General features: G+C 60.9%; 26 protein-coding genes. All 26 read right to left on the bottom strand.

Annotated features, from left to right (window positions below; genetic code table 11):
• Positions 1 to 31 precede the first annotated feature (31 nt).
• Complete coding sequence (locus AC4PS7_RS11170) at positions 32 to 2,239, bottom strand: chemotaxis protein CheA (RefSeq protein WP_010208773.1); 2,208 nt, start codon at positions 2,237 to 2,239, stop codon at positions 32 to 34.
• Positions 2,240 to 2,250: 11 nt separating this feature from the next.
• Entirely contained in the window at positions 2,251 to 3,039 is a 789-nt protein-coding gene (locus AC4PS7_RS11165; RefSeq protein ID WP_010208772.1) for a protein phosphatase CheZ, read from the bottom strand.
• 18 nt (positions 3,040 to 3,057) lie between these two features.
• On the bottom strand, positions 3,058 to 3,432 hold the full coding sequence (locus AC4PS7_RS11160; RefSeq protein WP_162098512.1) for a chemotaxis response regulator CheY: 375 nt from the start codon (positions 3,430 to 3,432) through the stop codon (positions 3,058 to 3,060).
• A 167-nt stretch (positions 3,433 to 3,599) separates the two neighbouring features.
• Positions 3,600 to 4,340, bottom strand: coding sequence for an RNA polymerase sigma factor FliA (gene fliA, locus AC4PS7_RS11155; RefSeq protein WP_010208770.1), 741 nt, complete (start codon positions 4,338 to 4,340; stop codon positions 3,600 to 3,602).
• Positions 4,337 to 5,170: a flagellar synthesis regulator FleN gene (fleN, locus tag AC4PS7_RS11150; RefSeq protein WP_003192912.1), complete on the bottom strand. Its 834-nt coding sequence runs from the start codon at positions 5,168 to 5,170 to the stop codon at positions 4,337 to 4,339. Before fleN ends, fliA begins: the two co-directional genes overlap by 4 nt.
• 106 nt (positions 5,171 to 5,276) lie before the next feature.
• Complete coding sequence (gene flhF / locus AC4PS7_RS11145; protein ID WP_010208769.1) at positions 5,277 to 6,593, bottom strand: flagellar biosynthesis GTPase FlhF; 1,317 nt, start codon at positions 6,591 to 6,593, stop codon at positions 5,277 to 5,279.
• Positions 6,594 to 6,605: 12 nt separating this feature from the next.
• The gene (gene flhA / locus AC4PS7_RS11140) at positions 6,606 to 8,720 is read right to left on the bottom strand and encodes a flagellar biosynthesis protein FlhA (RefSeq protein WP_197999020.1); all 2,115 of its coding nucleotides are present in this window, start codon (positions 8,718 to 8,720) and stop codon (positions 6,606 to 6,608) included.
• A 416-nt stretch (positions 8,721 to 9,136) separates the two neighbouring features.
• Positions 9,137 to 9,340, bottom strand: a complete 204-nt coding sequence (gene cspE / locus AC4PS7_RS11135) for a transcription antiterminator/RNA stability regulator CspE (protein ID WP_010208766.1) — start codon at positions 9,338 to 9,340, stop codon at positions 9,137 to 9,139.
• 366 nt (positions 9,341 to 9,706) lie between these two features.
• Positions 9,707 to 10,843, bottom strand: coding sequence for a flagellar biosynthesis protein FlhB (gene flhB / locus AC4PS7_RS11130; RefSeq protein ID WP_010208764.1), 1,137 nt, complete (start codon positions 10,841 to 10,843; stop codon positions 9,707 to 9,709).
• Between the two features lie 3 nt (positions 10,844 to 10,846).
• Positions 10,847 to 11,632 carry a flagellar biosynthetic protein FliR gene (fliR, locus tag AC4PS7_RS11125; protein ID WP_021490834.1) on the bottom strand — a complete coding sequence of 262 codons (786 nt, stop codon included), beginning with the start codon at positions 11,630 to 11,632 and terminating at the stop codon, positions 10,847 to 10,849.
• 4 nt (positions 11,633 to 11,636) lie between these two features.
• Entirely contained in the window at positions 11,637 to 11,906 is a 270-nt protein-coding gene (gene fliQ / locus AC4PS7_RS11120; protein WP_010208761.1) for a flagellar biosynthesis protein FliQ, read from the bottom strand.
• A gap of 4 nt (positions 11,907 to 11,910) precedes the next feature.
• Complete coding sequence (gene fliP / locus AC4PS7_RS11115; protein WP_010208759.1) at positions 11,911 to 12,654, bottom strand: flagellar type III secretion system pore protein FliP; 744 nt, start codon at positions 12,652 to 12,654, stop codon at positions 11,911 to 11,913.
• Complete coding sequence (fliO, locus tag AC4PS7_RS11110) at positions 12,654 to 13,097, bottom strand: flagellar biosynthetic protein FliO (RefSeq protein ID WP_010208758.1); 444 nt, start codon at positions 13,095 to 13,097, stop codon at positions 12,654 to 12,656. The genes fliP and fliO overlap by 1 nt, the downstream gene beginning before the upstream one ends.
• Before the next feature lies 1 nt (position 13,098).
• Positions 13,099 to 13,566, bottom strand: coding sequence for a flagellar motor switch protein FliN (gene fliN, locus AC4PS7_RS11105; protein ID WP_010208756.1), 468 nt, complete (start codon positions 13,564 to 13,566; stop codon positions 13,099 to 13,101).
• Positions 13,567 to 13,612: 46 nt separating this feature from the next.
• The gene (gene fliM / locus AC4PS7_RS11100) at positions 13,613 to 14,581 is read right to left on the bottom strand and encodes a flagellar motor switch protein FliM (protein WP_010208755.1); all 969 of its coding nucleotides are present in this window, start codon (positions 14,579 to 14,581) and stop codon (positions 13,613 to 13,615) included.
• A gap of 9 nt (positions 14,582 to 14,590) precedes the next feature.
• Positions 14,591 to 15,091 (bottom strand): flagellar basal body-associated protein FliL, encoded by a 501-nt coding sequence (gene fliL / locus AC4PS7_RS11095; RefSeq protein ID WP_010208753.1) that lies wholly within the window; start codon positions 15,089 to 15,091, stop codon positions 14,591 to 14,593.
• A 235-nt stretch (positions 15,092 to 15,326) separates the two neighbouring features.
• On the bottom strand, positions 15,327 to 16,658 hold the full coding sequence (locus AC4PS7_RS11090; RefSeq protein WP_492179405.1) for a flagellar hook-length control protein FliK: 1,332 nt from the start codon (positions 16,656 to 16,658) through the stop codon (positions 15,327 to 15,329).
• Positions 16,659 to 16,797: 139 nt separating this feature from the next.
• Positions 16,798 to 17,142 (bottom strand): Hpt domain-containing protein, encoded by a 345-nt coding sequence (locus AC4PS7_RS11085; RefSeq protein WP_010208750.1) that lies wholly within the window; start codon positions 17,140 to 17,142, stop codon positions 16,798 to 16,800.
• Between the two features lie 30 nt (positions 17,143 to 17,172).
• The gene (locus AC4PS7_RS11080) at positions 17,173 to 18,891 is read right to left on the bottom strand and encodes an ATP-binding SpoIIE family protein phosphatase (RefSeq protein WP_010208749.1); all 1,719 of its coding nucleotides are present in this window, start codon (positions 18,889 to 18,891) and stop codon (positions 17,173 to 17,175) included.
• Positions 18,888 to 19,193 (bottom strand): STAS domain-containing protein, encoded by a 306-nt coding sequence (locus tag AC4PS7_RS11075; protein WP_010208748.1) that lies wholly within the window; start codon positions 19,191 to 19,193, stop codon positions 18,888 to 18,890. The genes AC4PS7_RS11080 and AC4PS7_RS11075 overlap by 4 nt, the downstream gene beginning before the upstream one ends.
• A 65-nt stretch (positions 19,194 to 19,258) precedes the next feature.
• Positions 19,259 to 19,708: a flagellar export protein FliJ gene (fliJ, locus tag AC4PS7_RS11070; RefSeq protein WP_010208747.1), complete on the bottom strand. Its 450-nt coding sequence runs from the start codon at positions 19,706 to 19,708 to the stop codon at positions 19,259 to 19,261.
• Between the two features lie 3 nt (positions 19,709 to 19,711).
• On the bottom strand, positions 19,712 to 21,070 hold the full coding sequence (gene fliI, locus AC4PS7_RS11065) for a flagellar protein export ATPase FliI (protein ID WP_010208746.1): 1,359 nt from the start codon (positions 21,068 to 21,070) through the stop codon (positions 19,712 to 19,714).
• Positions 21,060 to 21,824 carry a flagellar assembly protein FliH gene (gene fliH / locus AC4PS7_RS11060; RefSeq protein ID WP_042571867.1) on the bottom strand — a complete coding sequence of 255 codons (765 nt, stop codon included), beginning with the start codon at positions 21,822 to 21,824 and terminating at the stop codon, positions 21,060 to 21,062. The genes fliI and fliH overlap by 11 nt, the downstream gene beginning before the upstream one ends.
• 10 nt (positions 21,825 to 21,834) lie before the next feature.
• Entirely contained in the window at positions 21,835 to 22,854 is a 1,020-nt protein-coding gene (gene fliG, locus AC4PS7_RS11055) for a flagellar motor switch protein FliG (RefSeq protein ID WP_010208743.1), read from the bottom strand.
• Positions 22,847 to 24,625: a flagellar basal-body MS-ring/collar protein FliF gene (fliF, locus tag AC4PS7_RS11050; protein ID WP_010208742.1), complete on the bottom strand. Its 1,779-nt coding sequence runs from the start codon at positions 24,623 to 24,625 to the stop codon at positions 22,847 to 22,849. Before fliF ends, fliG begins: the two co-directional genes overlap by 8 nt.
• Positions 24,626 to 24,641: 16 nt before the next feature.
• Entirely contained in the window at positions 24,642 to 24,971 is a 330-nt protein-coding gene (fliE, locus tag AC4PS7_RS11045) for a flagellar hook-basal body complex protein FliE (RefSeq protein ID WP_010208741.1), read from the bottom strand.
• Positions 24,972 to 24,986: the final 15 nt, after the last annotated feature.

Below are 24,986 nucleotides of genomic sequence, written 5' to 3'. Positions count from 1 at the left end.
GGGCGGGCACTACCGCCCTGCCCCACCAGAATCAAATACGCCGAGCGGCGTAACGCTTGAGCATGCTCGGAACATCGAGAATCAGCGCGATCCGGCCGTCACCGGTAATGGTCGCACCCGACATGCCCGGGGTTCCCTGCAGCATTTTGCCCAAAGGCTTGATGACCACTTCTTCCTGGCCCACCAGTTGATCGACCACGAAGCCGATGCGCTGGGTGCCCACCGAAAGAATCACCACATGGCCTTCGCGCTGCTCTTCATGCTTGGCCGATGCCACCAGCCAGCGCTTGAGGTAGAACAGTGGCAATGCCTTGTCGCGCACGATCACCACTTCCTGGCCGTCCACCACATTGGTGCGCGACAGGTCGAGGTGGAAGATCTCGTTGACGTTGACCAGCGGGAAAGCGAAGGCCTGGTTGCCCAGCATCACCATCAGGGTCGGCATGATCGCCAAGGTCAACGGCACCTTGATGACGATCTTCGAGCCCTGGCCCTTGGTCGAGTAGATGTTGATCGAGCCGTTGAGCTGGCTGATCTTGGTCTTCACCACGTCCATGCCGACGCCACGGCCGGACACGTCGGAAATCTCGGTCTTGGTCGAGAAGCCCGGGGCGAAGATCAGGTTGTAGCACTCGCTATCGGTCAGGCGGTCGGCGGCGTCCTTGTCCATCACGCCACGCTTGACCGCGATATTGCGCAATATCGCCGGGTCCATGCCCTTGCCGTCGTCAGTGATCGACAACAGGATGTGGTCGCCCTCTTGCTCCGCCGCCAGGATCACTTTGCCGTTGCGGGACTTGCCCGAGGCTTCGCGTTCTTCCGGGGTTTCCACACCGTGGTCGACAGCGTTGCGCACCAAGTGGACCAGCGGGTCGGCCAGGGCCTCGACAAGGTTCTTGTCGAGGTCGGTTTCTTCACCCACCAGTTCCAGGTTGATTTCTTTCTTCAACTGGCGTGCCAGGTCACGAACCAGGCGCGGGAAGCGGCCGAAGACTTTCTTGATCGGCTGCATCCGGGTTTTCATCACGGCGGTCTGCAGGTCGGCGGTCACCACGTCGAGGTTCGACACGGCCTTTTGCATGGCTTCATCGCCGCTGCTCAGGCCCAAGCGCACCAGGCGGTTACGCACCAGTACCAGTTCGCCGACCATGTTCATGATGTCGTCCAGGCGTGCGGTATCAACGCGCACGGTGGTTTCGGCTTCACTGGCGGGTTTATCTGCAACCGGTGCGGCGGCGGCACGTGCCGGAGCAGGTGCGGCAGCCGGCGCAGGTTTGGCCGCTGGTGCAGGGGCAGGCGCTGCAGCTTTGGCGGCAACCGGAGCAGCCGTGGCAACCGTCGCCGCTGGGGCCACTTCGCTGAACTTGCCCTTGCCGTGCAGTTCGTCCAGCAGCGATTCGAACTCATGATCGGAGATCAGGCCGTCGCCGGCCGGTGCTGCACTGGCCGCGGCAGGCGCTGCGGCCGTGGCGGCGACTTCCGGCAAGGCGTCGGCCACGAAGGTGCCCTTGCCGTGCAGTTGGTCGAGCAACGCTTCGAATTCGTCGTCGGTGATATCGGTGTTGGCATTGGCGGTCGGTGCTGCCGGCGCTTCCGACACAGCGGCAGGTGTCACGGCGTCGGCCGCGAACTGGCCTTTGCCATGCAACTGGTCAAGCAGGGATTCGAACTCAGCGTCAGTGATGTCTTCGCTGGTTGGCGCGGCAACAGCCGCAGCCGGTGCTTCTGCCTCGGCCTTCACGGCACTGAGGGAGTTAAGCAACTGCTCGAATTCGCTGTCGGTCACATCCGGCTCGGCCTCAGCCACTGGCTCGGGTGCTGCTTCTGCTACCGGCGCAGCCGACAGGTCGGCGGGCTCCGCATAACGTGCCAGCGCAGCCAACAGTTCCGGAGTGGCCGCGGTGATCGGGGCACGTTCGCGGACTTCGCTGAACATGCCGTTGACTGCATCCAGTGCTTCGAGAATCACGTCCATCAATTCCGAATCAACGTGACGCTCACCCTTGCGCAGGATGTCGAACACGTTCTCGGCAATGTGGCAGCATTCCACCAGCTCATGGAGCTGGAGGAAGCCGGCGCCCCCTTTTACAGTGTGAAAACCGCGAAAAATTGCATTGAGCAGGTTCGCATCATCTGGTCGGCTTTCCAGCTCGACCAGTTGCTCGGACAACTGCTCTAAAATTTCGCCGGCCTCTACAAGGAAATCCTGAAGGATTTCTTCATCGGCGCCGAAGCTCATGTGGGTGCTCCTTAGAAGCCTAAACTGGATAACAGGTCATCAACATCATCTTGACCCGATACAACGTCTTCACGTTTATCGGCATGAATCTGCGGACCTTCACCCTTGGCGAGATGTTTTTTTGGATCTTTTTCCGAGAGGATCGCTTCGCGGTCATGTTCAATGCCGGCAAAACGGTCAACCTGGCCTGCCATAAGCACCAATTTGAGCAAGTTGCTTTCCACTTCGGTGACCAACTGGGTCACACGCTTGATCACCTGACCGGTGAGGTCCTGGTAATCCTGGGCGAGCAGAATGTCGTTGAGGTTGCTGGAAACCGTGCGGTTTTCCTGCTCGCTGCGTGACAAGAACCCTTCGACCCGACGCGCCAACTCACGAAACTCTTCAGCGCCGACTTCGCGGCGCATGAAACGGCCCCAGTCGTTGCTCAGGGCCTGGGCTTCGTTGGCCATACCGTTGACCAGAGGCGTGGCGTTTTCCACCAGGTCCATGGTGCGGTTGGCCGCTGCCTCAGTCAGCCTGACCACATAGGACAGGCGTTCGGTGGCATCAGTGATCTGCGAGATTTCCTCAGCCTGGGGCATGTGTGGGTCAATCTGGAAATTGACGATCGCACTGTGCAGCTCGCGTGTGAGCTTGCCCACTTCCTGGTACAGGCCGCGATCACGGGTCTGGTTGAGCTCATGGATCAACTGCACCGCGTCGCCGAACTGACCTTTTTCAAGGCTTTCGACCAACTGGTGAGCATGCTTTTTCAGGGTCGACTCGAAGTCGGCCTGCGATGATTCTTTATGCTCCATAGCTCCCCCGTGGCAGCATCAATGACCGATGCGGTCGAAGATTTTTTCAATCTTCTCTTTCAAGGCCAATGCAGTGAATGGCTTGACCACGTAACCGTTTACCCCAGCTTGGGCGGCTTCGATGATCTGCTCACGCTTGGCTTCGGCGGTCACCATCAGCACAGGCAGGCCGCGCAGCTTTTCGTCAGCACGTACGTGGCGCAGCAAGTCGATACCGGTCATGCCCGGCATGTTCCAGTCCGTTACCAGAAAGTCGATGCTCCCGCTGTTGAGGATCGGAATCGCCGTAATGCCGTCATCCGCCTCGACCGTGTTAGTGAACCCAAGGTCACGCAACAGGTTTTTTATGATCCGCCGCATCGTTGAGAAGTCATCAACGATGAGGATTTTCATGTTCTTGTCCAATTCGACCTCCAAGCAGTCTTAAACGCGCCCAGCACCTGGACGCGCCATTTCAATCAACAGGCATTACACAAAAAGGACTGCCGGGGCACCACGGGTCGAAACCGCGAAGGCTGGTTGCCCTCGCGGTCTCGTCTGCAGTGTCCCCACACTGCCTGTCAGCGCGCTCGCCACTCTCCCAAACGCCCCCGCAAGCGGGCTGCGCACTGGCTGTGCAACTGGCTGACCCGCGACTCGCTGACCCCCAGGACCTCACCGATTTCCTTGAGGTTCAGCTCTTCGTCGTAGTACAACGCCAAGACCAGTCGCTCACGCTCCGGCAAATTGGCAATCGCGTCCGCCAACGCCCCCTGGAAACGCTCATCTTCCAGGTCACGCGATGGCTCCATATGAGCGCTCGCGCCGTCCTCGTGCAGCCCTTCGTGTTCGCCGTCCTGCAACAGGTCGTCGAAACTGAACAGGCGGCTGCCCAAGGTATCGTTCAAAATCCCGTAGTAATCGTCGAGACTCAATTGGAGTTCGGCCGCAACTTCGTGATCTTTAGCGTCGCGACCGGTTTTTGCTTCAATTGCGCGAATTGCGTCACTGACCATGCGCGTATTGCGATGCACCGAACGCGGCGCCCAGTCACCTTTACGCACCTCATCAAGCATCGCGCCACGGATACGGATCCCCGCATACGTCTCGAAACTCGCGCCCTTGCTCGCGTCGTATTTGGTCGACACTTCGAGCAGGCCGATCATGCCCGCCTGGATCAGGTCTTCGACCTGGACGCTGGCCGGCAGGCGTGCCAGCAGGTGGTAGGCAATGCGCTTGACCAAGGGCGCGTAGCGCTCGATCAACTCGCCCTGACTGTCACGGGCAGACCTCTTGTAAGCGTTGTAGCCAGTCGCTGTCATAGCACGGGTCCTGCGCTCGTCTGATGCACCAATCGCTCGACGAAAAACTCCAGATGCCCCCGTGGGTTGGCGGGCAACGGCCAGGTATCGACCTTCTGGGCAATAGCCTTGAACGCCAATGCGCACTTGGAACGAGGGAACGCTTCGTAGACTGCACGCTGCTTTTGCACAGCCTTGCGCACACACTCGTCGTAGGGCACTGCGCCGACGTATTGTAAGGCGACATCGAGGAAACGATCCGTGACCTTGGTCAACTTGGCGAACAGGTTGCGCCCTTCCTGCGGGCTCTGGGCCATGTTGGCCAAGACGCGGAAGCGGTTCATGCCGTAGTCACGGTTAAGCAGTTTGATCAGGGCGTAGGCGTCGGTGATCGAGGTGGGTTCGTCGCAGACCACCAGCAACACTTCCTGCGCGGCGCGCACGAAGCTGACCACGGACTCGCCGATCCCGGCGGCGGTGTCAATCACCAGCACGTCGAGGTTATCGCCGATATCACTGAACGCCTGGATGAGGCCGGCATGCTGCGCCGGGCTCAGGTGCACCATGCTCTGGGTGCCCGAGGCAGCCGGCACGATGCGGATGCCACCGGGGCCCTGCAGCAGCACATCGCGCAGCTCGCAGCGGCCCTCGATCACATCGGCAAGGGTATGTTTGGGCGTCAGCCCCAGCAGAACGTCGACGTTCGCCAGGCCCAGGTCAGCATCCAACAGCATGACGCGACGGCCAAGCTCTGCCAGGGCCAGGGACAAATTCACTGACACGTTAGTTTTCCCGACGCCACCTTTGCCGCCGGTCACCGCGATCACCTGTACGGGATGCATGCTGCCCATTTTATTTCTTTACCTTGTCTTGCTTAGACGCAGGCTACATGGCTTGGCCGCGTGAATCGCTTGCAGACCATCGATGTAGATACATTTCACGGTGTTCATCCTGCCCTCAACCGACCCGTTTTGCCGGGTTGTGATAAAGGTCGGCGAACATATCAGCCATCGCTTCCTCGCTAGGCTCTTCTTGCATTTGCACGCTGACTGCACGGCTGACCAACTGATGACGGCGCGGCAGATGCAGATCATCCGGGATCCGCGGCCCGTCGGTCAGGTAAGCGACCGGCAATTCATGACTGATGGCCAGGCTCAACACCTCGCCCAGGCTCGCGGTTTCGTCGAGCTTGGTGAGGATGCAACCGGCCAGGCCGCAGCGTTTGTAGCTGTGATACGCAGCGGTAAGAACCTGTTTCTGGCTGGTGGTTGCAAGCACCAAGTAGTTTTTCGATTTGATGCCACGTCCGGCCAGGCTTTCAAGCTGCATGCGCAATGCCGGGTCGCTGGCTTGCAAGCCGGCGGTATCGATCAATACCACGCGTTTGCGCAGCAGCGGGTCGAGGGCGTTAGCCAGGGACTGGCCCGGGTCGACGTGAGTCACCGATACATTGAGAATACGGCCCAGCGTCTTGAGCTGCTCCTGGGCACCAATACGGTAGCTGTCCATGCTCACCAGCGCGATATTCTGTGCGCCGTATTTGAGTACGTAACGGGCCGCCAGCTTGGCCAGGGTGGTGGTCTTGCCCATGCCGGCAGGGCCGACCATGGCGATCACACCGCCCTCTTCCAATGGTTCGATTTCCGGGGTGACGATCATCCGTGCCAGGTGGGCCAGCAACATGCGCCAAGCCTGGCGAGGCTCTTCGATTTCGGTGGTCAAGGCCAGCAGGTCGCGGGACAACGGGCCGGACAAGCCGATACGTTGCAGGCGCCGCCACAGGTTGGCCTGTTGCGGCTTGCTGCCTTGCAGCTGGTTCCAGGCCAACGAGCCAAGCTGCACTTCCAGCAGCTCACGCAGGCCATTGAGTTCAAAGCGCATCGAGTCGAACACCCGCTGGTCAACCGCAGGCGCCGGAGCAGGCGCAGCAGGACGTGGCGGTTCTTTGAAGGTCGGCTCGACCAGCGGCTCGGAAGCGGTCAGCGGCAGGCCGGCGAACAACTGGCGATTAGTGGTGGCATCGCTGTCGCCGCGCATGCTCAGTTCAGCCTGGGCCGAGACAATGCGTGAAGCAGTCTTGCGCAGCTCGTCTTCGAGCTCCATGTTCGGCACACGCGGCGCCAGGGCCTGGGGGGTGTAATCCAGGGCAGCCGTCAGCTCGACACCGCCGGCAATACGACGGTTTCCGATAATCGCGGCGTCGGCGCCCAGCTCATCACGAACCAGTTTCATGGCCTGACGCATATCGGCGGCGAAAAAACGCTTCACTTGCATAACCCACTACCCTCAGCCATTGGGGCCTACTGTCGCGACGATAGTCACTTGCTTGTTGTCAGGAATTTCCTGATAAGCCAAAACGTGCAAATTCGGTACTGCCAGGCGTCCAAACCGCGACAACATCGCCCGGACGGGGCCTGCCACCAGCAGAATCACCGGTTGGCCCTGCATTTCCTGGCGCTGTGCGGCGTCGATCAACGAACGCTGCAGCTTCTCAGCCATGCTTGGCTCCAGCAGAACGCCCTCTTCCTGGCCTTGTCCTGCCTTCTGAATACTATTGAGCAATATTTGTTCCAACCTTGGTTCCAAGGTGATCACAGGCAGCTCGGAGTCAAGCCCTACAATGCTTTGGACGATTGCACGCGACAATCCGACGCGCACCGCGGCCACCAGGGCGGCAGTATCTTGACTCTTGGCGGCATTGTTGGCGATGGCCTCGGCAATGCTGCGGATGTCCCGTACCGGCACCTGTTCGGCCAGCAACGCCTGCAACACCTTGAGCAACTGCGACAGCGACAGCACACCCGGCACCAGCTCTTCGGCCAGTTTCGGCGACGCTTTGGCCAGCAAACCCATCAATTGCTGGACTTCCTCATGGCCAATCAGCTCATGGGAGTGCTTGTACAGGATCTGGTTGAGGTGGGTGGCGACCACGGTGCTGGCGTCCACCACGGTGTAGCCGAGGGATTGTGCCTGGCTGCGCTGGCTGATTTCGATCCACACCGCGTCCAGGCCAAAAGCCGGATCTTTGGCGGTAATACCGTTGAGGCTGCCGAACACCTGCCCTGGGTTGATCGCCAGTTCGCGGTCTGGGTAGATCTCGGCTTCGGCCAGGATCACGCCCATGAGGGTCAGGCGATAGGCACTCGGAGCCAGGTCGAGGTTGTCGCGGATGTGCACGGTGGGCATCAAAAAGCCCAGGTCCTGGGACAGCTTCTTGCGCACGCCCTTGATCCGCGCGAGCAATTGGCCGCCCTGGTTGCGGTCCACCAGCGGGATCAGGCGGTAGCCGACTTCCAGGCCGATCATGTCGATCGGGGTCACGTCATCCCAGCCCAGCTCCTTGGTTTCCTGAGCGCGGGCCGGGGAAGGCAGCAGTTCCTGTTGGCGCGCGATCTCTTGCTGGGCCTGGACCTTGACCGCATTCTGCTTTTTCCAGAACAGGTAAGCACCGCCAGCCGCCATGGCTGCCATGCTCAGGAACGACACGTGGGGCATGCCCGGTACAATACCCATGATCGCCATGATGCCCGCCGCCACGGCCAAGGCCTTGGGCGAGGCAAACATCTGCCGGCTGATCTGCTTGCCCATGTCTTCGGAGCCCGAAGCACGAGTCACCATGATCGCCGCAGCTGTAGATAACAACAGTGATGGCAATTGCGCCACTAAACCGTCACCGATGGTCAGCAGGGCGTACACCTTGCCCGCATCGCCGAAGGTCATGCCGTGCTGGAAGATACCCACGGCCATACCGCCGATGAGGTTGATGAACAGAATCAGCAGGCCGGCGATGGCATCACCGCGCACGAACTTGCTGGCACCGTCCATGGAACCGTAGAACTCGGCTTCCTGGGCCACTTCCAGGCGGCGCGACTTGGCTTGGTTCTGGTCGATCAGGCCGGCGTTGAGGTCAGCGTCGATCGCCATCTGCTTGCCGGGCATCGCATCGAGGGTAAACCGCGCGCTCACCTCGGAAATCCGCCCGGCGCCCTTGGTTACTACCACGAAGTTGATGATCATCAGGATCGCGAACACCACGATACCGACCACGTAGTTACCGCCGATCACCACCTCACCGAAGGCCTGGATCACCTTACCGGCGGCAGCGTGACCGTCCTGACCGTGGAGCATGACCACACGGGTGGACGCGACGTTGAGCGCCAGTCGCAGCAGGGTCGCCACCAGCAGAATGGTCGGGAATACGGCGAAATCCAAGGGCCGCAGGGCGTACACGCAGACCAGCAGTACCACGACGGAAAGGGCAATGTTGAAGGTGAAGAACACGTCCAGCAGGAACGGCGGCATCGGCAACATCATCATTGCCAGCATCACCAGCAACAACAACGGCACACCCAGATTGCCTCGCGAGAGGTCAGTCAGGGTCGTCCGGGCCGTGCCGAGCATTTGAGAGCGATCCACCACCGGTATTCCTCGTTTCCTTGAAGCAAAGTTTTGACGCGGTCAGGCGTCTTGCAGGTGGTATTGCAAGAAGCCTTCCAACTTTTGTTTTCCCGGTTACATCGCTTGCGGCGCGAGCGTTGATGAGCTCACAAGCAACCGCCCCCCCCCAAAAAAAAGTGTAAATCGATTCAAATGTGGGAGCGGGCTTGCTCGCGAAGGCGGAGGGTCAGCCAGCATGTCTGGCGACTGATCGTCAGCATTCGCGAGCAAGCCCGCTCCCACAGTTTGGATTTGTGTCCGCCTGCTGCTACAGCGGAAATGTCCGACAAGGTGTTAAGGCGGCCCCTGGGAAAGCCGCTAACTAGTCTCCGTACACCCAGTCGACGCTTTTTTAGCGTCTACTGAAACAATCATGAAGTTCATAGGACGCGGACGTTTTCAGCCTGAGCACCTTTGGCGCCTTGGGTAACCTCGAACTCGACTTTTTGCCCCTCTTCAAGGGTCTTGAAACCGTCGCTCTTGATCGCCGAATAGTGGACAAAAACGTCAGCGCTGCCATCGTCAGGGGTAATAAACCCAAACCCCTTCTCCGCGTTAAACCATTTCACCGTGCCTGTTGCCATTTCCGTTCTCCTCACATCTCATTCAAGGACGTGCGGGACAACTGTGGCGTCTAACGCATAGACGCCACAGGGTCGGTGGATCATGCGAAATTCCACTTGCTGGCCCACGGCAAGCCAAATGCCGCATGAACCGAAGAGATCCACTTGCACGTCATCCTCACCTTCCAGGGCAATCCAACCTTTCCCTGTCTTGCGGTCATAAGATTTGACTGTGCCTCTGAACACCTTCAAAACCACCTCTCCCTGCATCTTGTTTACCGCCTGCGCGCAGTGCTGGTTGTAGTAGAACTGCGAGACGCAGAGGATGACTACTGTCAAAGTTGACAGGTAGACGGGCGATCAGGAGGAATGGTAAGGCGGAGCCGATCAGGAATCGCGGCGCAGGTCCGGGGGGATTGGCAGGTCCTTGAGCGGGTCAGGCCGCTTGCCCTTGCCCGCGCGGTACTGGCGGATCTGATAGACATACGCCAGCACCTGGGCCACGGCCAGGTAGAGCCCGGCCGGGATTTCCTGGTCCAGGTCAGTGGAATAGAAGATCGACCGCGCCAGTTCCGGCGATTCCAGCAGCAGGATGTCATTGGCCACGGCGATTTCGCGGATTTTCAGCGCGGTAAAGTCGCTGCCCTTGGCCAGCAGCATCGGCGCGCCACCCTTCTCCGGGTCGTACTTGAGGGCTACCGCATAGTGGGTCGGGTTGGTGATGACCACGTCGGCGTCGGGCACCGCGGCCATCATCTTGCGCTGGGACATTTCGCGCTGCAGCTGGCGAATACGCTGTTTGACCTCTGGGCGACCTTCCTGGTCCTTGTGCTCGTCGCGCACTTCCTGCTTGGTCATCAGCAATTTCTTGTGGCTTTCCCACAGCTGGATCGGCGCATCCACGGCAGCAATGATGATCAGCCCGGCGGCCATCCACAACGCGCTCCAGCCCACCACTTGCACGCTGTGGATGATTGCCGACTCCAGCGGTTCATGGGCGATGCGCAGCAGGTCGTCGATGTCGGACGACAACACCATCAGCGCCACAAACAGGATCAGAATGAATTTGGCCAGGGCCTTGAGCAACTCCACCAGGGCCTTGGTGGAAAACATGCGCTTGAGCCCCGCAGCAGGGTTCATCCGACTGAACTTGGGCGCCATGCTGCCGGCGGCGAACAGCCAGCCACCCAGGGCGACCGGGCCGATCAGTGCAGCCAGCAGCAAGGTGATCAGAATCGGTTGTACCGCCAGGATCGCGATCTTGCCCGAGTGCAGCAGGTATTGGCCCATGGCATCGGGATTGAGCAACACGTCGCGGGGCAAAGTGAAGTTGTGCTTCATCAACTCCATCAGGTCCAGCGCCAGGCCGCCACCGTAGATCAGCAAGGCGCCGGCACCCGCCATCATGGTGGCAACGGTATTCAGCTCTTTGGAGCGCGCAATCTCGCCCTTTTCCCTGGAGTCTTTTTTGCGTTTCTCCGTGGGGTCTTCTGTTTTGTCCTGACCACTCTCGCTCTCGGCCATGGCTCAGCGCGCCCGTGCCAGATCACGTAAGAACTGCAAGGCGTCGGTCGCCAGCGGTTGATACTGATTGAGAATGTCGGCCAGGCCGACCCAGAAAATCCCCATGCCCAATACCAGGGTCAACGGGAAGCCAATCGAGAAGATGTTCAATTGCGGCGCCGCACGGGTCATCACGCCGAACGCGATGTTGACCACCAGCAACGCGGTAATCGCCGGCAACACCAGCAACAGCGACGCGCCGAATACCCAACCCAGGCGTCCGACGACCTCCCAGAAGTGATTGACCACCAACCCCGACCCTACCGGCAAGGTGGTGAAGCTTTCGGTCATCACCTCGAACGCCACCAGATGGCCATTCATCGCCAGGAACAGCAAGGTCACCAGCATGGTCAGGAATTGACCGATTACCGCCGCCGACACACCGTTAGTAGGGTCGACCATGGAGGCGAAGCCCATGCCCATCTGGATCGAGATGATTTGGCCGGCCACCACAAAGGCCTGGAAAAACAGCGTCAGGGAAAAGCCCATCAGCGCGCCGATCAGGATCTGCTCGGCAATCAACAGCAACGCACTGAGATCGATGGCATTGACCGGCGGCATCGGCGGTAAGCCCGGCACGATCACCACGGTAATCGCCACCGCAAAGTACAGGCGCACGCGGCGTGGTACGAGGGTGGTACCAAACACCGGCATGGCCATCAACATCGCCGTCACCCGGAACATTGGCAGGATGAAAGACGCCACCCAGGTGCTGATCTGGGTGTCGGTCAACGCCAGCAACGACTGCATCAGGTCAGCCGATCAACTGCGGAATACTGCCGTACAACTGCAGGATGTATTCCATGAATGTCTGCACCAGCCAAGGGCCGGCCACGATCAGGGTAACCAGCATCACCAGCAGACGCGGCAAAAAGCTCAAGGTCTGTTCGTTGATCTGGGTCGCGGCCTGGAACATCGCCACCAGCAGGCCCACCAACAGGCTTGGCACTACCAGCACGGCGACCATCACGGTGGTCAGCCACAGCGCTTCACGGAACAGGTCGACAGCTACTTCTGGCGTCATCGCGCTATACCCCGCCGAAACTGCCGGCCAGGGTGCCGATAATCAGCGCCCAGCCGTCCACCAGCACAAACAGCATGATCTTGAACGGCAACGAAATGATCAGCGGCGACAGCATCATCATACCCATGGCCATCAGCACGCTCGCCACCACCAGGTCGATGATCAGGAACGGGATGAAGATCATGAAACCGATCTGGAATGCGGTCTTCAATTCCGACGTGACGAACGCCGGCACTAGGATCGTCAGCGGCGCCTGATCCGGCGTAGCGATGTCGGTCCGCTTGGACAGGCGCATGAACAGTTCAAGGTCGCTGGAGCGGGTCTGCGACAGCATAAAGTCCTTGATCGGGCCCTGGGCCTTGTCGATTGCGTCCTGGGCGGTCATTTTTTCCGCCAGGTAAGGTTGCAGGGCTTGCTGGTTCACCTTGTCGAACACCGGCGCCATGATGAACAGCGTCAGGAACAGGGCCATGCCGGTGAGGATCTGGTTCGACGGCGTCTGCTGCAGGCCCAGGGCCTGGCGCAGGATCGAGAACACGATGATGATCCGCGTGAAGCTGGTCATCAGCATGACGAACGCCGGGATAAAGCTCAGCGCCGTCATGATCAGCAGGATCTGCAGGCTGACCGAGTATTCCTGCGCGCCGGTCGCGTTGGTCCCCAGCGTAATCGCCGGGATCGACAACGGGTCGGCGCCAAACGCCAATGGCGCCGCCAGCAACAGCATGAGCGTCAATAAAACGCGCATTACTTCTTATCCTTCTGATCCTTGCCCAGCAATTCCATCAGGCGCTGGGCGAATTCTGGCGTGGCGGGCGGGTTCTGATCCACGCTCACCGGGGTTTTGAGCACATGCAGCGGGGTAATGCGACCGGGCGTGATGCCCAGCAGGATCTGCTCCTCGCCCACTTGCACCAGCACCAGCCGATCACGCGGGCCGAGGGCGCGGGAACCGATCATCTCGATCACCTGGCCGTTGCCCGGCCCCACGCGCTGCACGCGGCGCAGCAACCACGCCAGTGCGAAGATCAAACCCACCACCAGCAACAGGCCCAGCACCAACTGGGTCAATTGCCCGCCGATACCGCTGCTTACCACCGGCGCAGCCGCGGCGGTCGCGTGCGCGGCCGGTTCAGCCGCCAGGGCGCTCAATGGCAGCGCCAGAAACAGTCCCGCCATCGAATACTTCATATCAGCGCAACTTCTTGATGCGTTCGCTCGGGCTGATCACGTCGGTCAGGCGGATGCCGAACTTCTCGTTGACCACCACCACTTCTCCGTGGGCAATCAGGGTGCCGTTGACCAGCACGTCCAGCGGTTCGCCGGCCAGGCGGTCCAACTCGATCACCGAGCCCTGGTTGAGTTGCAGCAGGTTGCGAATGTTGATTTCGGTGCTGCCGACTTCCATGGAGATCGACACCGGGATGTCGAGGATCACATCCAGGTTCGGGCCGTCGAGGGTCACCGGTTCGTTGTTTTTCGGCACGCTGCCGAATTCTTCCATCGGCAGGCGGTTGCCGGCCGGCGCGGTGGCGGCGTCAGCGGCCAGCAGCGCGTCAATGTCGTCCTGGCCGACATCGCCGGTTTCTTCCAAGGCTGCCGCCCATTCGTCAGCCAGGGCCTGGTCTTCGGCGGAAGTGTTTTCGTGTTCGGTAGCCATTACATGTCCTCGGCGGAGCAAACATTCATAAATTAATTAGGGCGAATCAGCGACGGTTGATCGGCTCGACCACTTGCAGTGCCAGGTTGCCCTTGTGGGAACCGAGCTTGACCTTGAACGACGGCACGCCGTTGGCGCGCATGATCATTTCTTCCGGCAATTCGACGGGGATAATGTCCCCCGGCTGCATGTGCAAAATATCGCGCAGGCGCAATTGGCGACGGGCCACGGTGGCGCTCAGTGGAACGTCGACGTCCAGCAGGTCTTCGCGCAGAGCCTTGACCCAGCGTTCGTCCTGGTCGTCCAGGTCGGACTGGAAGCCGGCGTCGAGCATCTCGCGCACCGGCTCGATCATCGAGTACGGCATGGTCACGTGCAGGTCGCCGCCACCGCCATCGAGTTCGATGTGGAAGGTCGACACCACGATGGCTTCGCTGGGTCCGACGATGTTGGCCATGGCCGGGTTCACTTCCGAGTTGATGTACTCGAAATTGACTTCCATGATCGCCTGCCAGGCTTCTTTCAAGTCGATGAAAGCCTGTTCCAGCACCATGCGCACCACACGCAGTTCGGTAGGCGTGAACTCACGCCCTTCGATCTTGGCGTGACGGCCGTCGCCACCGAAGAAGTTGTCCACCAGCTTGAACACCAGTTTGGCATCGAGGATGAACAGCGCGGTGCCGCGCAGCGGCTTGATCTTGACCAGGTTGAGGCTGGTGGGCACGTACAGCGAGTGCACGTACTCGCCGAACTTCATCACCTGCACGCCGCCCACCGCCACGTCCGCCGAACGGCGCAGCATGTTGAACATGCTGATGCGGGTGTAACGGGCGAAACGTTCGTTGATCATCTCCAGGGTCGGCATGCGCCCACGGACGATACGATCCTGGCTGGTGAGGTCATAACTTTTGACGCTGCCGGGCTCGGCAGCCATTTCGGTCTGTACCAGACCATCGTCGACGCCATGCAGCAGCGCGTCGATTTCATCCTGGGACAGCAGGTCTTGCACGGCCATGTCGTGATCCTACTGCAATACGAAGTTAGTGAAGAGCGCCTGCTCGACCACGACTTTGCCGAGTTCCTTCTGGGCCACTTCCTGCACGCTGGCCGTGACCTTCTGGCGCAGCATTTCCTGGCCCACCGGGGTGGCAAGTGTGTCGAAGGCCTGACTGGAGAACAGCATCACCAGGTTGTTGCGGATCACTGGCATGTGCACCTTGAGGGCGTCCAGGTCCGACTGGTTGCGGGCCAGCAACGTGATGCTCACCTGCAGGTAACGCTGACGACCGTTCTGATTGAAGTTGGCGACAAAGGCCGGAAGCATCGGCTCGAAGATTGCCGGTTGCTTGACGTTACTGGCGGTTTCGGCAGCGGGTGCCGGCTTGCTGGCATTGCTGTGCATAATGTACCAAGTGCCGCCGACCGAGGCGCCGATGGCCAGGAGCAGGCCCACGACTATCAACAGGATAAGCTTGAGCTTACCTTTGCCTGCGGGTGCTTTTGCTGCGTCGTCGCTCTTCGCCATGCCAATAATCCGTCACTATTCGGGAATTCATAGATCTACGGAAAGGCAAGAGCAAGTGTTATGCCAGAGTTGTCTGGTGGATTTGGAAGAGGGCTACGATATTGGCCATGGAACAGGTCCCATGCGGGAGCGGGCTTGCTCGCGAAAGCAATAGGTCAGTCGACTGATTCAGCGACTGATACACCGCTTTCGCGAGCAAGCCCGCTCCCACATTTGGGCCTGTGCAGGGCTCGAGTCAGGCGTAGTAATCGACGGCGCTGGAGCCGATTACGGTTGAGGTGACCGGCGCCACGGCTTCAGCCACATCAATGTGGCTACCACTGTCGCTGTTATCACCACCGCGCCCGCCGCTGCCGCTCACGCCACGGGTCTGGGCCTGTTGCTGCTGTTGCTCCTGGCCACGGGACTGGTCGGACACGTTCACATCCACTTGGCCCATGCCCTGCTGGGCGAACATCTCCCGCAAACGGCCGGACTGGCTTTCCAACGCTTCACGTACCACCGGATGGGCGCTCATGAAGTTGACCTGGGCCTGCTGGTCGGCGGTCATGTTGACCTTGATGTCCAGGCGACCGAGTTCAGCCGGCTGCAACTGGATCTCCGCCGACTTGAGGTTGGCGCTGGACAGGTACATCACGCGGTTGACGATTTCGTCGGTCCAGCCGCTCTGGTGCATGGCCAATGGTGCATTGGTCACCGGCGGCAAGGCGTTGGCGGTCTTCGGCGTGGCGGCTTGCGTCAACGCGGCCAGACGGTTGGCGAAGTCATCGACACGGGTGTCGCTGCTGGCGTTCTTCAGGTCCTTGAGACCGTCGTCGATCAGCCCGCTGAAAGCCTTGTCACCGCCCTGGTCAGTGCTGTCCTTGGTGGCTTGCTGGTCGACCATAGTGGCCAGGCCTGCGGCAAAGTTCTGTGCGGCGGTGGGTTGATCCAGGGTCGGTGCCGGAGCGTTTTTTGCCTGGGCCTGACTGCTGGCCGACACGTGACCGCCCTGCTCCATCGCCAGGCGCACGGCGGGCATGGCGTCCAGGGGATCGGCCTCTGGATCGAAGGCCGGCTTGGCCTGCTCAGTCGCAGCGACCGGCGCCGCCACCACCGGCAGGGCTTTTTCATCCTTGTTGGTGACAGGCGCTGGGGTTTCAACCGGCACGGCCACCGGGGTGACGGTGGCAATCAATGCAGGGTCGACGACCGGGTCCACCGGGGGCTGCTGCACCAGGGACGGGTCGGCGGGCGCGTCGTCATCCTTGCTGGCACTGTCGTCGGTGTTGGCCGGAGGTGTGGCAGGCAAGGGTTTGCCGCTATCGGCAACGGCTGGTGTGCTGGCGGCAGGCTTGTCGTTGCCCGCTGCCGGCTTGGCGCTGGCGTCGGAAGGCTTGCCTGCGGTGGATTTGGGCGCGTTGTCGTCGGCCTTGGCCGTGGGCTTGGAACCCTGGCTGGCAAACACTTGAGCGAAGCCAGGGCCCTTGTCCCGTGGGTCCGCTGCCACTGCCGGTGGGTTGGCGGTGGGCGCTTGAGGCTTGGCCGCGGGGGCAGCCTGAAGGAGCGAATTCGGGGCGACTGGCATAGGTAAAGGTCTCCACTGCATAGGGATCGGGGATGCAGTATCTGGAGGTAGAGCAAGAGTTGGGCCAGGTTGGTATATCGACCGAGTAAATATCCATTTTCTCGGTAACGGCCGCTTAGGGCTTCGCGCTTACAGCGACTCAAACCCCAAACCGCTGCCGCTCCGACTCATACATCGGCTTAACCAACGCAAACTCATGATCAATCTGATCCACGAGCGCCCCCAAATCCGTAGTGGATTCAACCGACTCAACCTCCAGCCGCTGACACAACTGCGCCAACCGCACCGCCCCAAGGTTACCGCTACTCCCCTTGAAACTATGCGCAATCCGCCCCAACGCCTTCGCATCATCCCGCGCCTTGCGCAGCGCCTCGACGCGCTTCTGGGAATCATCGAGAAAGGTATCAAGCAACTTCGGATACTCGCCTTCCATGACTTCCTGCAAACCCGACAACACCGCCGGGTCCAGATGTAGATCAACCACTTGCTCGCTCCTTGATCAAGAATCGGCGGATTATGCCAGAGCCTCCCAGGAAAACTCCACGCACACACTGCGCCCACCATCCGACCAGCCTACCTCGCTGCTCAACTGCCGTACCAGACTCAAGCCACGGCCAGACAGACGGTCGATATCCAGCGGCCGCGCCAGCACCTGCTCCACATCAAACCCCGAACCGCTGTCTTCAATGCGCAGGGTCATCTTCCCACCCGCCCCGATCGGCACCACCTGCACATGCACCCGTATATACCCGCTATTGAGTTGCGCGAGGCGGTCATTACGCTGACGGTAATACTCGGCAAACCCTTGGGCGTCACGCTTGAGCCGAGAGTCCAGACCCAAGACGCCGTGCTCAAGGGCATTGGAATACAGCTCCGCCATCACGCTGTAGAGCGCCCCACTTTGCTCACGCAACCCATGAATCTCCAACAACAGTTGCAGTAGATACGGCAACGGGTTGTAACGCTTCAAGGTCTCGGCGCGAAACTCGAAACTCACCGACCAATCCAGCGGACACGACTGCCCGCTGTCCGCATACAACGGCCCCGTGGCGCGCAGTTGCTGGTCAGGCTGCAAGGTGATTTCCACCATGCTCACGTCATCGCGCACTTCACCGCGAAACGCCGCCAGGGCCTGTTCGATGTCTTCAAATAAACGATCAGGCTCGCGATTGGCGGCAAACACCTGTTGCAAGCGTTCAGCGCCGAACAGTTGATCGTTGGCATCGGCGGTATCCAACACCCCATCAGACAGCAGGAACACCCGGTCACCCAGGGCCATGGGCCAGACTTCAGTACGATCATCAAAGGCTTGCGCCGACAGTACCCCCAACGGCAAGTGCCGCGATTCCAGCGGCGTGCGCCGGCCGGTGGCGATTTCATGCCTGTAGCCTTCGGGCATGCCGCCGTTCCATACCTCCACCACCCGTCGCTGCGTGCTCAGGCACAACAGGGTGGCGCAGCAGAACATGTCCACCGGCAGGATACGTTTGAGTTTGGCGTTCATCTCCCGCAGGGTCTGCGCGAGGCCATAGCCTTTGGCGGTCATGCCATAGAACACTTCCGCCAGAGGCATGGCCCCCACCGCTGCCGGCAGGCCATGGCCGGTGAAGTCGCCGAGCAGCACGTGCATATCACCGGACGGCGTGTAGGCCGCCAACAACAGGTCACCGTTGAACAGCGCATAGGGCGATTGCAGGTAGCGAATATTCGGCGCGGCATTGATACAGCCCGAATGCGCGACCTTATCGAACACCGCCTTGGCCACTCGCTGCTCATGCAGGAGATAGTCGTGATGCTTGGCGATCAGGTCGCGCTGCTGCAAGACCGTCGCCTGCAACCGACGCAGGCGGTCCATGGCGTTGATCTTCGCCGCGAGAATAAGCTGGTTGTAGGGTTTGGGCAGGAAGTCATCACCGCCGGCATCCAGGCACTGGGCCAGCGCTTCGCTCTCGCGCAGGGAGGTGAGGAAAATCAGCGGCACCAACTCTTCACCCGCCAACTGCTTGATCCGCCGTGCCGCCTCAAAGCCGTCCATCACCGGCATCAGGGCATCCATCAACACCAGTTGCGGGCGCTCACGGCTAAACACGTCGACCGCTTCAGCGCCATTGGTGGCCGTGAGTACCTGGTGACCTTGGCGCCGCACGATGGTCGACAGCAACAGCAAATCGGCGGCGCTGTCTTCGGCAATCAGGATCGTCAGCGGTTCAAGGACCGGGGCCAGGGCGCTCAACTGATGTCGAACAGCTTGTCGAAGTTGGAGATGGCGAGGATCTTGCGCACGTCTGAGTTGCTATTGACCACCCTGACCTCCGACTGGTCGCCACCCGCGTGGTCACGCAGGAGCAGGAGCATGCCCAAGGCCGAACTGTCCATGTAGGTGGTTTCCTTCAAGTCGACGACGTACGACTCGGGAACCTTGTAAAACCGTTCGTAGGCATCACGAAACGTCTGGTGGCTGCCGAAATCGAACCGGCCTTTGACCACGATCGTTAACTTCTTCCCATCCAGGGATACGTCTGACTCGACTGACATGCGACTGCTTCCTTGTCATTGGCAATGACACAAGGTTTAGCAGGAGAAGGCGCCATGGGCAACTGTCAATAGACGTCTTTGCGCGGCATGCGTTGGGAGAGTTCGTCGAGCAGCTTCTGTTCACGCTTGTCTTCGATGGCCCGCGCCTCGTCGATATAGCGCTGCACCAGCTTGCGCAGGCCTTCGACCCGGGCAAACGCGGCTTGCCAGCTTTCGCGGGCTTTATCGAGGTTGTTCTGGTGCCACGCCAGGCTCTGGCGCTGCTGGCCGACAGCCGTTTCCAGTTGGTTGAGAAAGCCCTGGTAGCCCATCAGCCATTGGCCGGACACACCTTTGGCGCCACGCTCGATCCACTGTTGCTGGTATTCGCCCCGAAAGCGCTCCAGGTCGCCCAGCTTGCTCTCGGCCAAGCGCACCTGCCCCTGGAAGTAACCCAGGCGCTGCACGGCGGTTTTCTCGGCCTTTTCGGCCATGTCCACCACCGGAGCCAGGCGTGCGGCGCGGCTGTTGGCCATGGCTTAGCCGCCCGGCGCCGGGGCGAAGATCGACTGCAGGTGCGCTTCGCTTTCACCCATGCTGATCTTGTCGTTGAGGCCTTGGCGCAAGTAGGTCACCAGTTGCGGTTGCAGGGCGATGGCGAGGTCGGTGTCGCGATCGCCGCCCGCCACGTAGGCGCCGACGCTGATCAGATCGCGGCTCTGTTGGTAGCGCGACCATAACTGCTTGAATTGTTGCGCGCGAATCATATGCTCCGGCGTCACCACCGCCGGCATCACCCGGCTGATGGACGCTTCGATATCGATGGCCGGGTAATGCCCCTCTTCGGCCAAACGCCGCGACAGCACAATGTGGCCGTCGAGCACACCCCGCGCCGAGTCAGCAATCGGGTCTTGCTGGTCATCACCTTCGGACAGCACGGTATAGAACGCCGTGATCGAGCCCCCGCCCGCCTCGGCATTACCGGCACGTTCCACCAGCTTGGGCAGCTTGGCGAACACCGAGGGCGGATACCCCTTGGTGGCCGGTGGTTCACCGATGGCCAGGGCGATTTCCCGCTGGGCCTGGGCGAAACGCGTGAGCGAATCCATCAGCAACAGCACGTTCTTGCCCTTGTCACGAAAGTATTCGGCGATGCGTGTGCAGTACATGGCGGCGCGCAAACGCATCAGTGGTGCATCGTCCGCCGGGGAAGCGACGACGACCGAACGCTTGAGGCCTTCTTCACCAAGGCTGTGCTCGATGAATTCCTTCACCTCGCGGCCCCGCTCACCGATCAGCCCCACCACGATGATGTCGGCCTCGGTAAAGCGCGTCATCATGCCCAGCAGTACCGACTTACCCACGCCCGTACCGGCAAACAGGCCCAGACGCTGGCCGCGGCCGACCGTCAATAATCCGTTGATGCTGCGGATGCCCACGTCCAGCGGCACGCTGATGGGGTTACGGTTGAGCGGATTGATGGTGGGGCCATCCATCGGCACCCAGTCTTCGGCCTTCATGCCGCCTTTGCCATCCAGCGCGCGACCGGCGCCATCAAGCACGCGGCCGAGCATGCTCATGCCCATCGGCAGGCGGCCGGTATCGGCCAAGGGCACCACGCGCGCGCCGGGGGCAATGCCCGCCAGGCTGCCCACGGGCATCAGGAAAATCTTGCTGCCGGAAAAGCCCATGACTTCGGCTTCGACCTGCACCGGGTGGTAGCTGTCGTCGTTGATCACCATGCAACGGCTACCCATGGCAGCACGCAGGCCTTCGGCTTCGAGGGTCAGGCCGACCATGCGCAACAGGCGTCCTTCAAGGATCGGCTGACCAGGCAACTCGGCGGCTTCGGCGTAACCGCTCAAGCGCTTGGCGAAACTGGTGCGATCAAGGCGCATCGGGGGCGTCCAGGTCCACGCTCAGGTCTGGCTCGGCAGGGTTCAACACCTGCTCGTGGGCCTGATCCAGCAGCTTGGCCATGATCTGGCTGATGCGGGTTTCCACCGTGGCATCGATGCGGCTGTGCTCGGTTTCGACTCGACAACCACCGGGCTGCAACGACGCGTCCTCGACGATGCGCCAGGTTTCTTCATGGCGCTCGCGCAGGGCTTTGACCTGTTCAAAATCCTGGGGGTTGATGTACAGCCGTACATTGCCGACGCCCAGGGGCAGCAGCTTGAGGGCTTCGCGCATCACGCTTTCGATATGGCTGGAGTCCAGCACCAACTCACGCTGGATCACCTGGCGGGCGATGTGCTGCACCAGCTCGACCATGGCTTTTTCGATCTGCGAATCCTGCTCGGCGATGGGGTCGAACAGGCCGCCCATCAAGCGCTCCAGGCTGGCCAATTTGGCGCTCAGCGCCTCCTCGGCTTCCTGACGGACCTTGAGAGTGGTGCTGCGAAAACCATCTTTTTCACCCGCCGCGAAGCCCTCGTTGTAGGCCTCCTGGCGGATAGCTTCCAATTCTTCGAGGGTCAGTGGCTGGACTTCATCCAGCGGCACTTCTTCCATTTCCGCCGGCGGCTCTTCAACCGGTTCAGGCTCAGGCTCGGGCACATGTGGATCGAAGCTGGGCAACGACCAGATGTCAAACCCACCGACGTCCCGCGCGCGAATCAGATCGCTGGGCGCCTCATCTTTGTTCGACATGAAAGGCGCCTTAGATCATTTCTTCGCCGCCCTTCCCGCCGAGAACGATTTCTCCGGCTTCGGCCATACGGCGGGCAATGGTGAGGATTTCTTTCTGCGCGGTTTCCACGTCGCTGACCCGCACCGGACCTTTGGCTTCCAGGTCGTCGCGCAGCAGTTCCGAGGCACGCTTGGACATGTTCTTGAAGATCTTCTCTTTGACGTTTTCGTCCGAGCCCTTGAGGGCCAGCACCAGCACGTCGGAAGACACTTCGCGCAGCAACGCCTGGATGCCACGGTCGTCGACATCGGAGAGGTTGTTGAACACGAACATGAGGTCTTCGATCTGGCCGGACAGGGTGTCGTCGATCTCGCGGATCGAGTCCATCAACTGGCCTTCGACCGAGCTGTCGAGGAAGTTCATGATATCGGCCGCGCGCTTGATACCGCCCAAGGTGGTGCGCGAGGCATTCGAGTTGCCGGAGAACTGCTTCTCCAGAATCGTGTTGAGCTCTTTCAGCGCTGCCGGCTGTACGGTGTTCAGCGACGACACGCGCAGGATGATGTCCAGGCGCACCTTATGGTCGAAGTGGCCGAGGACTTCACCGGCCTGGTCGGGGTCCAGGTACGCCACCACGATCGCCTGGATCTGCGGGTGTTCGTAGCGGATCACGTCGGCAACGGCGCGGGGCTCCATCCATTTCAGGCTGTCGAGGCCGCTGGTGTTGCCACCGAGCAGGATGCGGTCGATCAGGCCGTTGGCCTTGTCTTCGCCCAGGGCCGAGGTGAGCATCTTGCGGATGTAGCTGTCGGAGCCGACGCCCAGGCTGGTCTGGTCGCCGACGATCTCGACGAACTCGCTCATCACTTGCTCGACTTGTTCGCGGTGCACATTGCGCATCTGCGCCATGGCCACGCCCACACGCTGAACCTCTTTGGGCCCCATGTGGCGCAGCACTTGGGCGGCGTCGGTTTCACCGAGGGACAGCAGCAGGACTGCGGCTTTGTCGACCTTGGTGAGCTTGGCAACAGCGGCTCGATTATCACTCATCTGCGTTGATCCACTCTTTCACGACCTGGGCCACACGGCCCGGATCTTCTGCCACCAGACTCTTGATTGCGTTCAACTGAGCGTCATAGCCTTCGCTCGGGCTTGGCAACAGGATGCTTTGCGGGCCGCCGAGGCTGACACGGTCGTTGGCCAGTTCGCCGTCGAGGCCGCCCATGCCGCCCAGTTCGACGTCGCCACCGGCCAGGGCCAGCTGTTTTTTGCCGTTGCCGGTGATGTTGTTGAGCACCGGGCGCAGCACGCCAAACACCAGCACCAGGATGAACAACACACCCAGCACTTGCTTGACGATGTCCCAGAACCACGGCTGCGAGTAGAACGCCGGTTCAGCGATCACTTCGCCACGCTCGGCGGAGAACGGCATGTTGATCACGCTGACACTGTCACCACGGCTGGCGTCAAAACCCACAGCGTCCTGCACCAGACGGGTGAAGCGCGCCAATTCGTCGGCGCTCCATGGCGCACGGGTGACGGCGCCGTCAGCGGCATTGACCTTGACCTGGTCATCCACCACCACCGACACCGACAGGCGATTGACGCGACCCTGTTGTTGCTTGGTGTGGCTGATGGAACGGTCGAGCTCGAAGTTCTTGGTGGACTGGTTACGTTTGTCCGCCGGGTACGGGGCGAGCATCGGCTGGCCAGTGGCCGGGTCCATGATTTGCTGGCCGTTGGCATCCAGCAGGGGCTGGCCTGGCTGAATCGCGCCAGCACTGGCAGTAGCGCCACCGGTGGTTTGCGGCGCCGAAGCCGGGGCTGGCGGCTGGTTGCTCAATGCGCCCGGCACACCTTGCGGCGGGCCATTGGCGGCGGTGCGTTGTTCGCTGGTGGACTGCTCACTGCGCAAGGCAGGCTGGTCCGGGTTGAATTGCTCGGAGGTCGACTCGACGGCGCTGAAGTCCACATCGGCCGACACTTCGGCCTTGTAGCGGTCGTTGCCCAGCACCGGTTGCAGGATGTTGTGCACACGCTGGGTGAGCATGCTTTCGACGCGACGGCTGTAGTCGAACTGCTTGCCGGCCTGGGTCAGCGCGGAGTTTTCCGCCTGGTCGGACAGCAGGTTGCCCTTCTGGTCCACCACGGTGATCTGCGATTTGCTCAGCTCGGGCACGCTGGTGGCGACCAGGTTGACGATCGCCAGGACCTGGCCAGGCTCCAGGGAGCGGCCAGCAAACAGTTCAACCAATACCGAGGCGCTGGGCTTGCGCTCGTCGCGTACAAACACCGAGCTTTTCGGGATGGCCAGGTGCACGCGGGCGCCCTTGACGTTGTTCAAGCTGGAGATGGTGCGTGCCAGCTCGCCTTCAAGGCCACGGCGGTAGCGGGTGGCTTCCATGAACTGGCTGGTGCCCAGGCCCTGGTCCTTGTCGAGGATCTCAAAACCGATATTGCTGTCGGACGGGGTCACGCCGGCGGCGGCAAGCTTCATGCGTGCACGAGCCACGTCGTCGGCCTTGACCAGCAGGGCCCCGGAGTTGGGCTCCACGGTGTAGGCGATGTCGGCGGCGGCCAGGGTTTCCATGATCTGCTTGGAGTCCATGCCCGCCAGGCTGCCGTACAGCGGCCGGTAATCAGGTTGCTGCGACCACAGCACCACGGCAAAACCAATCGCCACGCTGGCGGCCAGGCCGACCATCAGGCCCACCTGACGCAGCATGGTCATTTCGGAGAGGTTTTCCAGGAACGACAGGCCAAACAGCGGCGGCTTGCCATCTGCCTTGGCGGGTGCGTTGTCCACGAGTGCTTCTGCCATGACTTAAATCTCGTCCTTAAACCGGCATCTGCATGATGTCTTGATAGGCCTGAACCAGCTTGTTACGCACCTGGGTCAGCGCCTGGAAGGAAACACTGGCCTTTTGCGAGGCGACCATCACATCGGTGAGGTCAACGCCGCTTTTGCCAATTTCAAAGGCATTGGCCAACTGGCTGGAGGCTTGCTGGGTGTCACTGACTTTGTTGATGGCCTGACCGAGCATATCGGCGAAGCTGCTTTGGCCCAATTCCGGCGCTGGCGCGACGGATTTCGGTTGAGCCATGGCATCCATTTGCATGGCGCGCATATCCAACATCAACCGATTGAACTCAATACCCTGGCTCATGAACTTCTCTCTCCG

The organism is Pseudomonas sp. DW-iso3, from assembly GCF_058725305.1.
The sequence above is the reverse complement of the archived record's forward strand: the minus strand, read 5'-3'. Positions and strand labels throughout refer to the sequence as shown.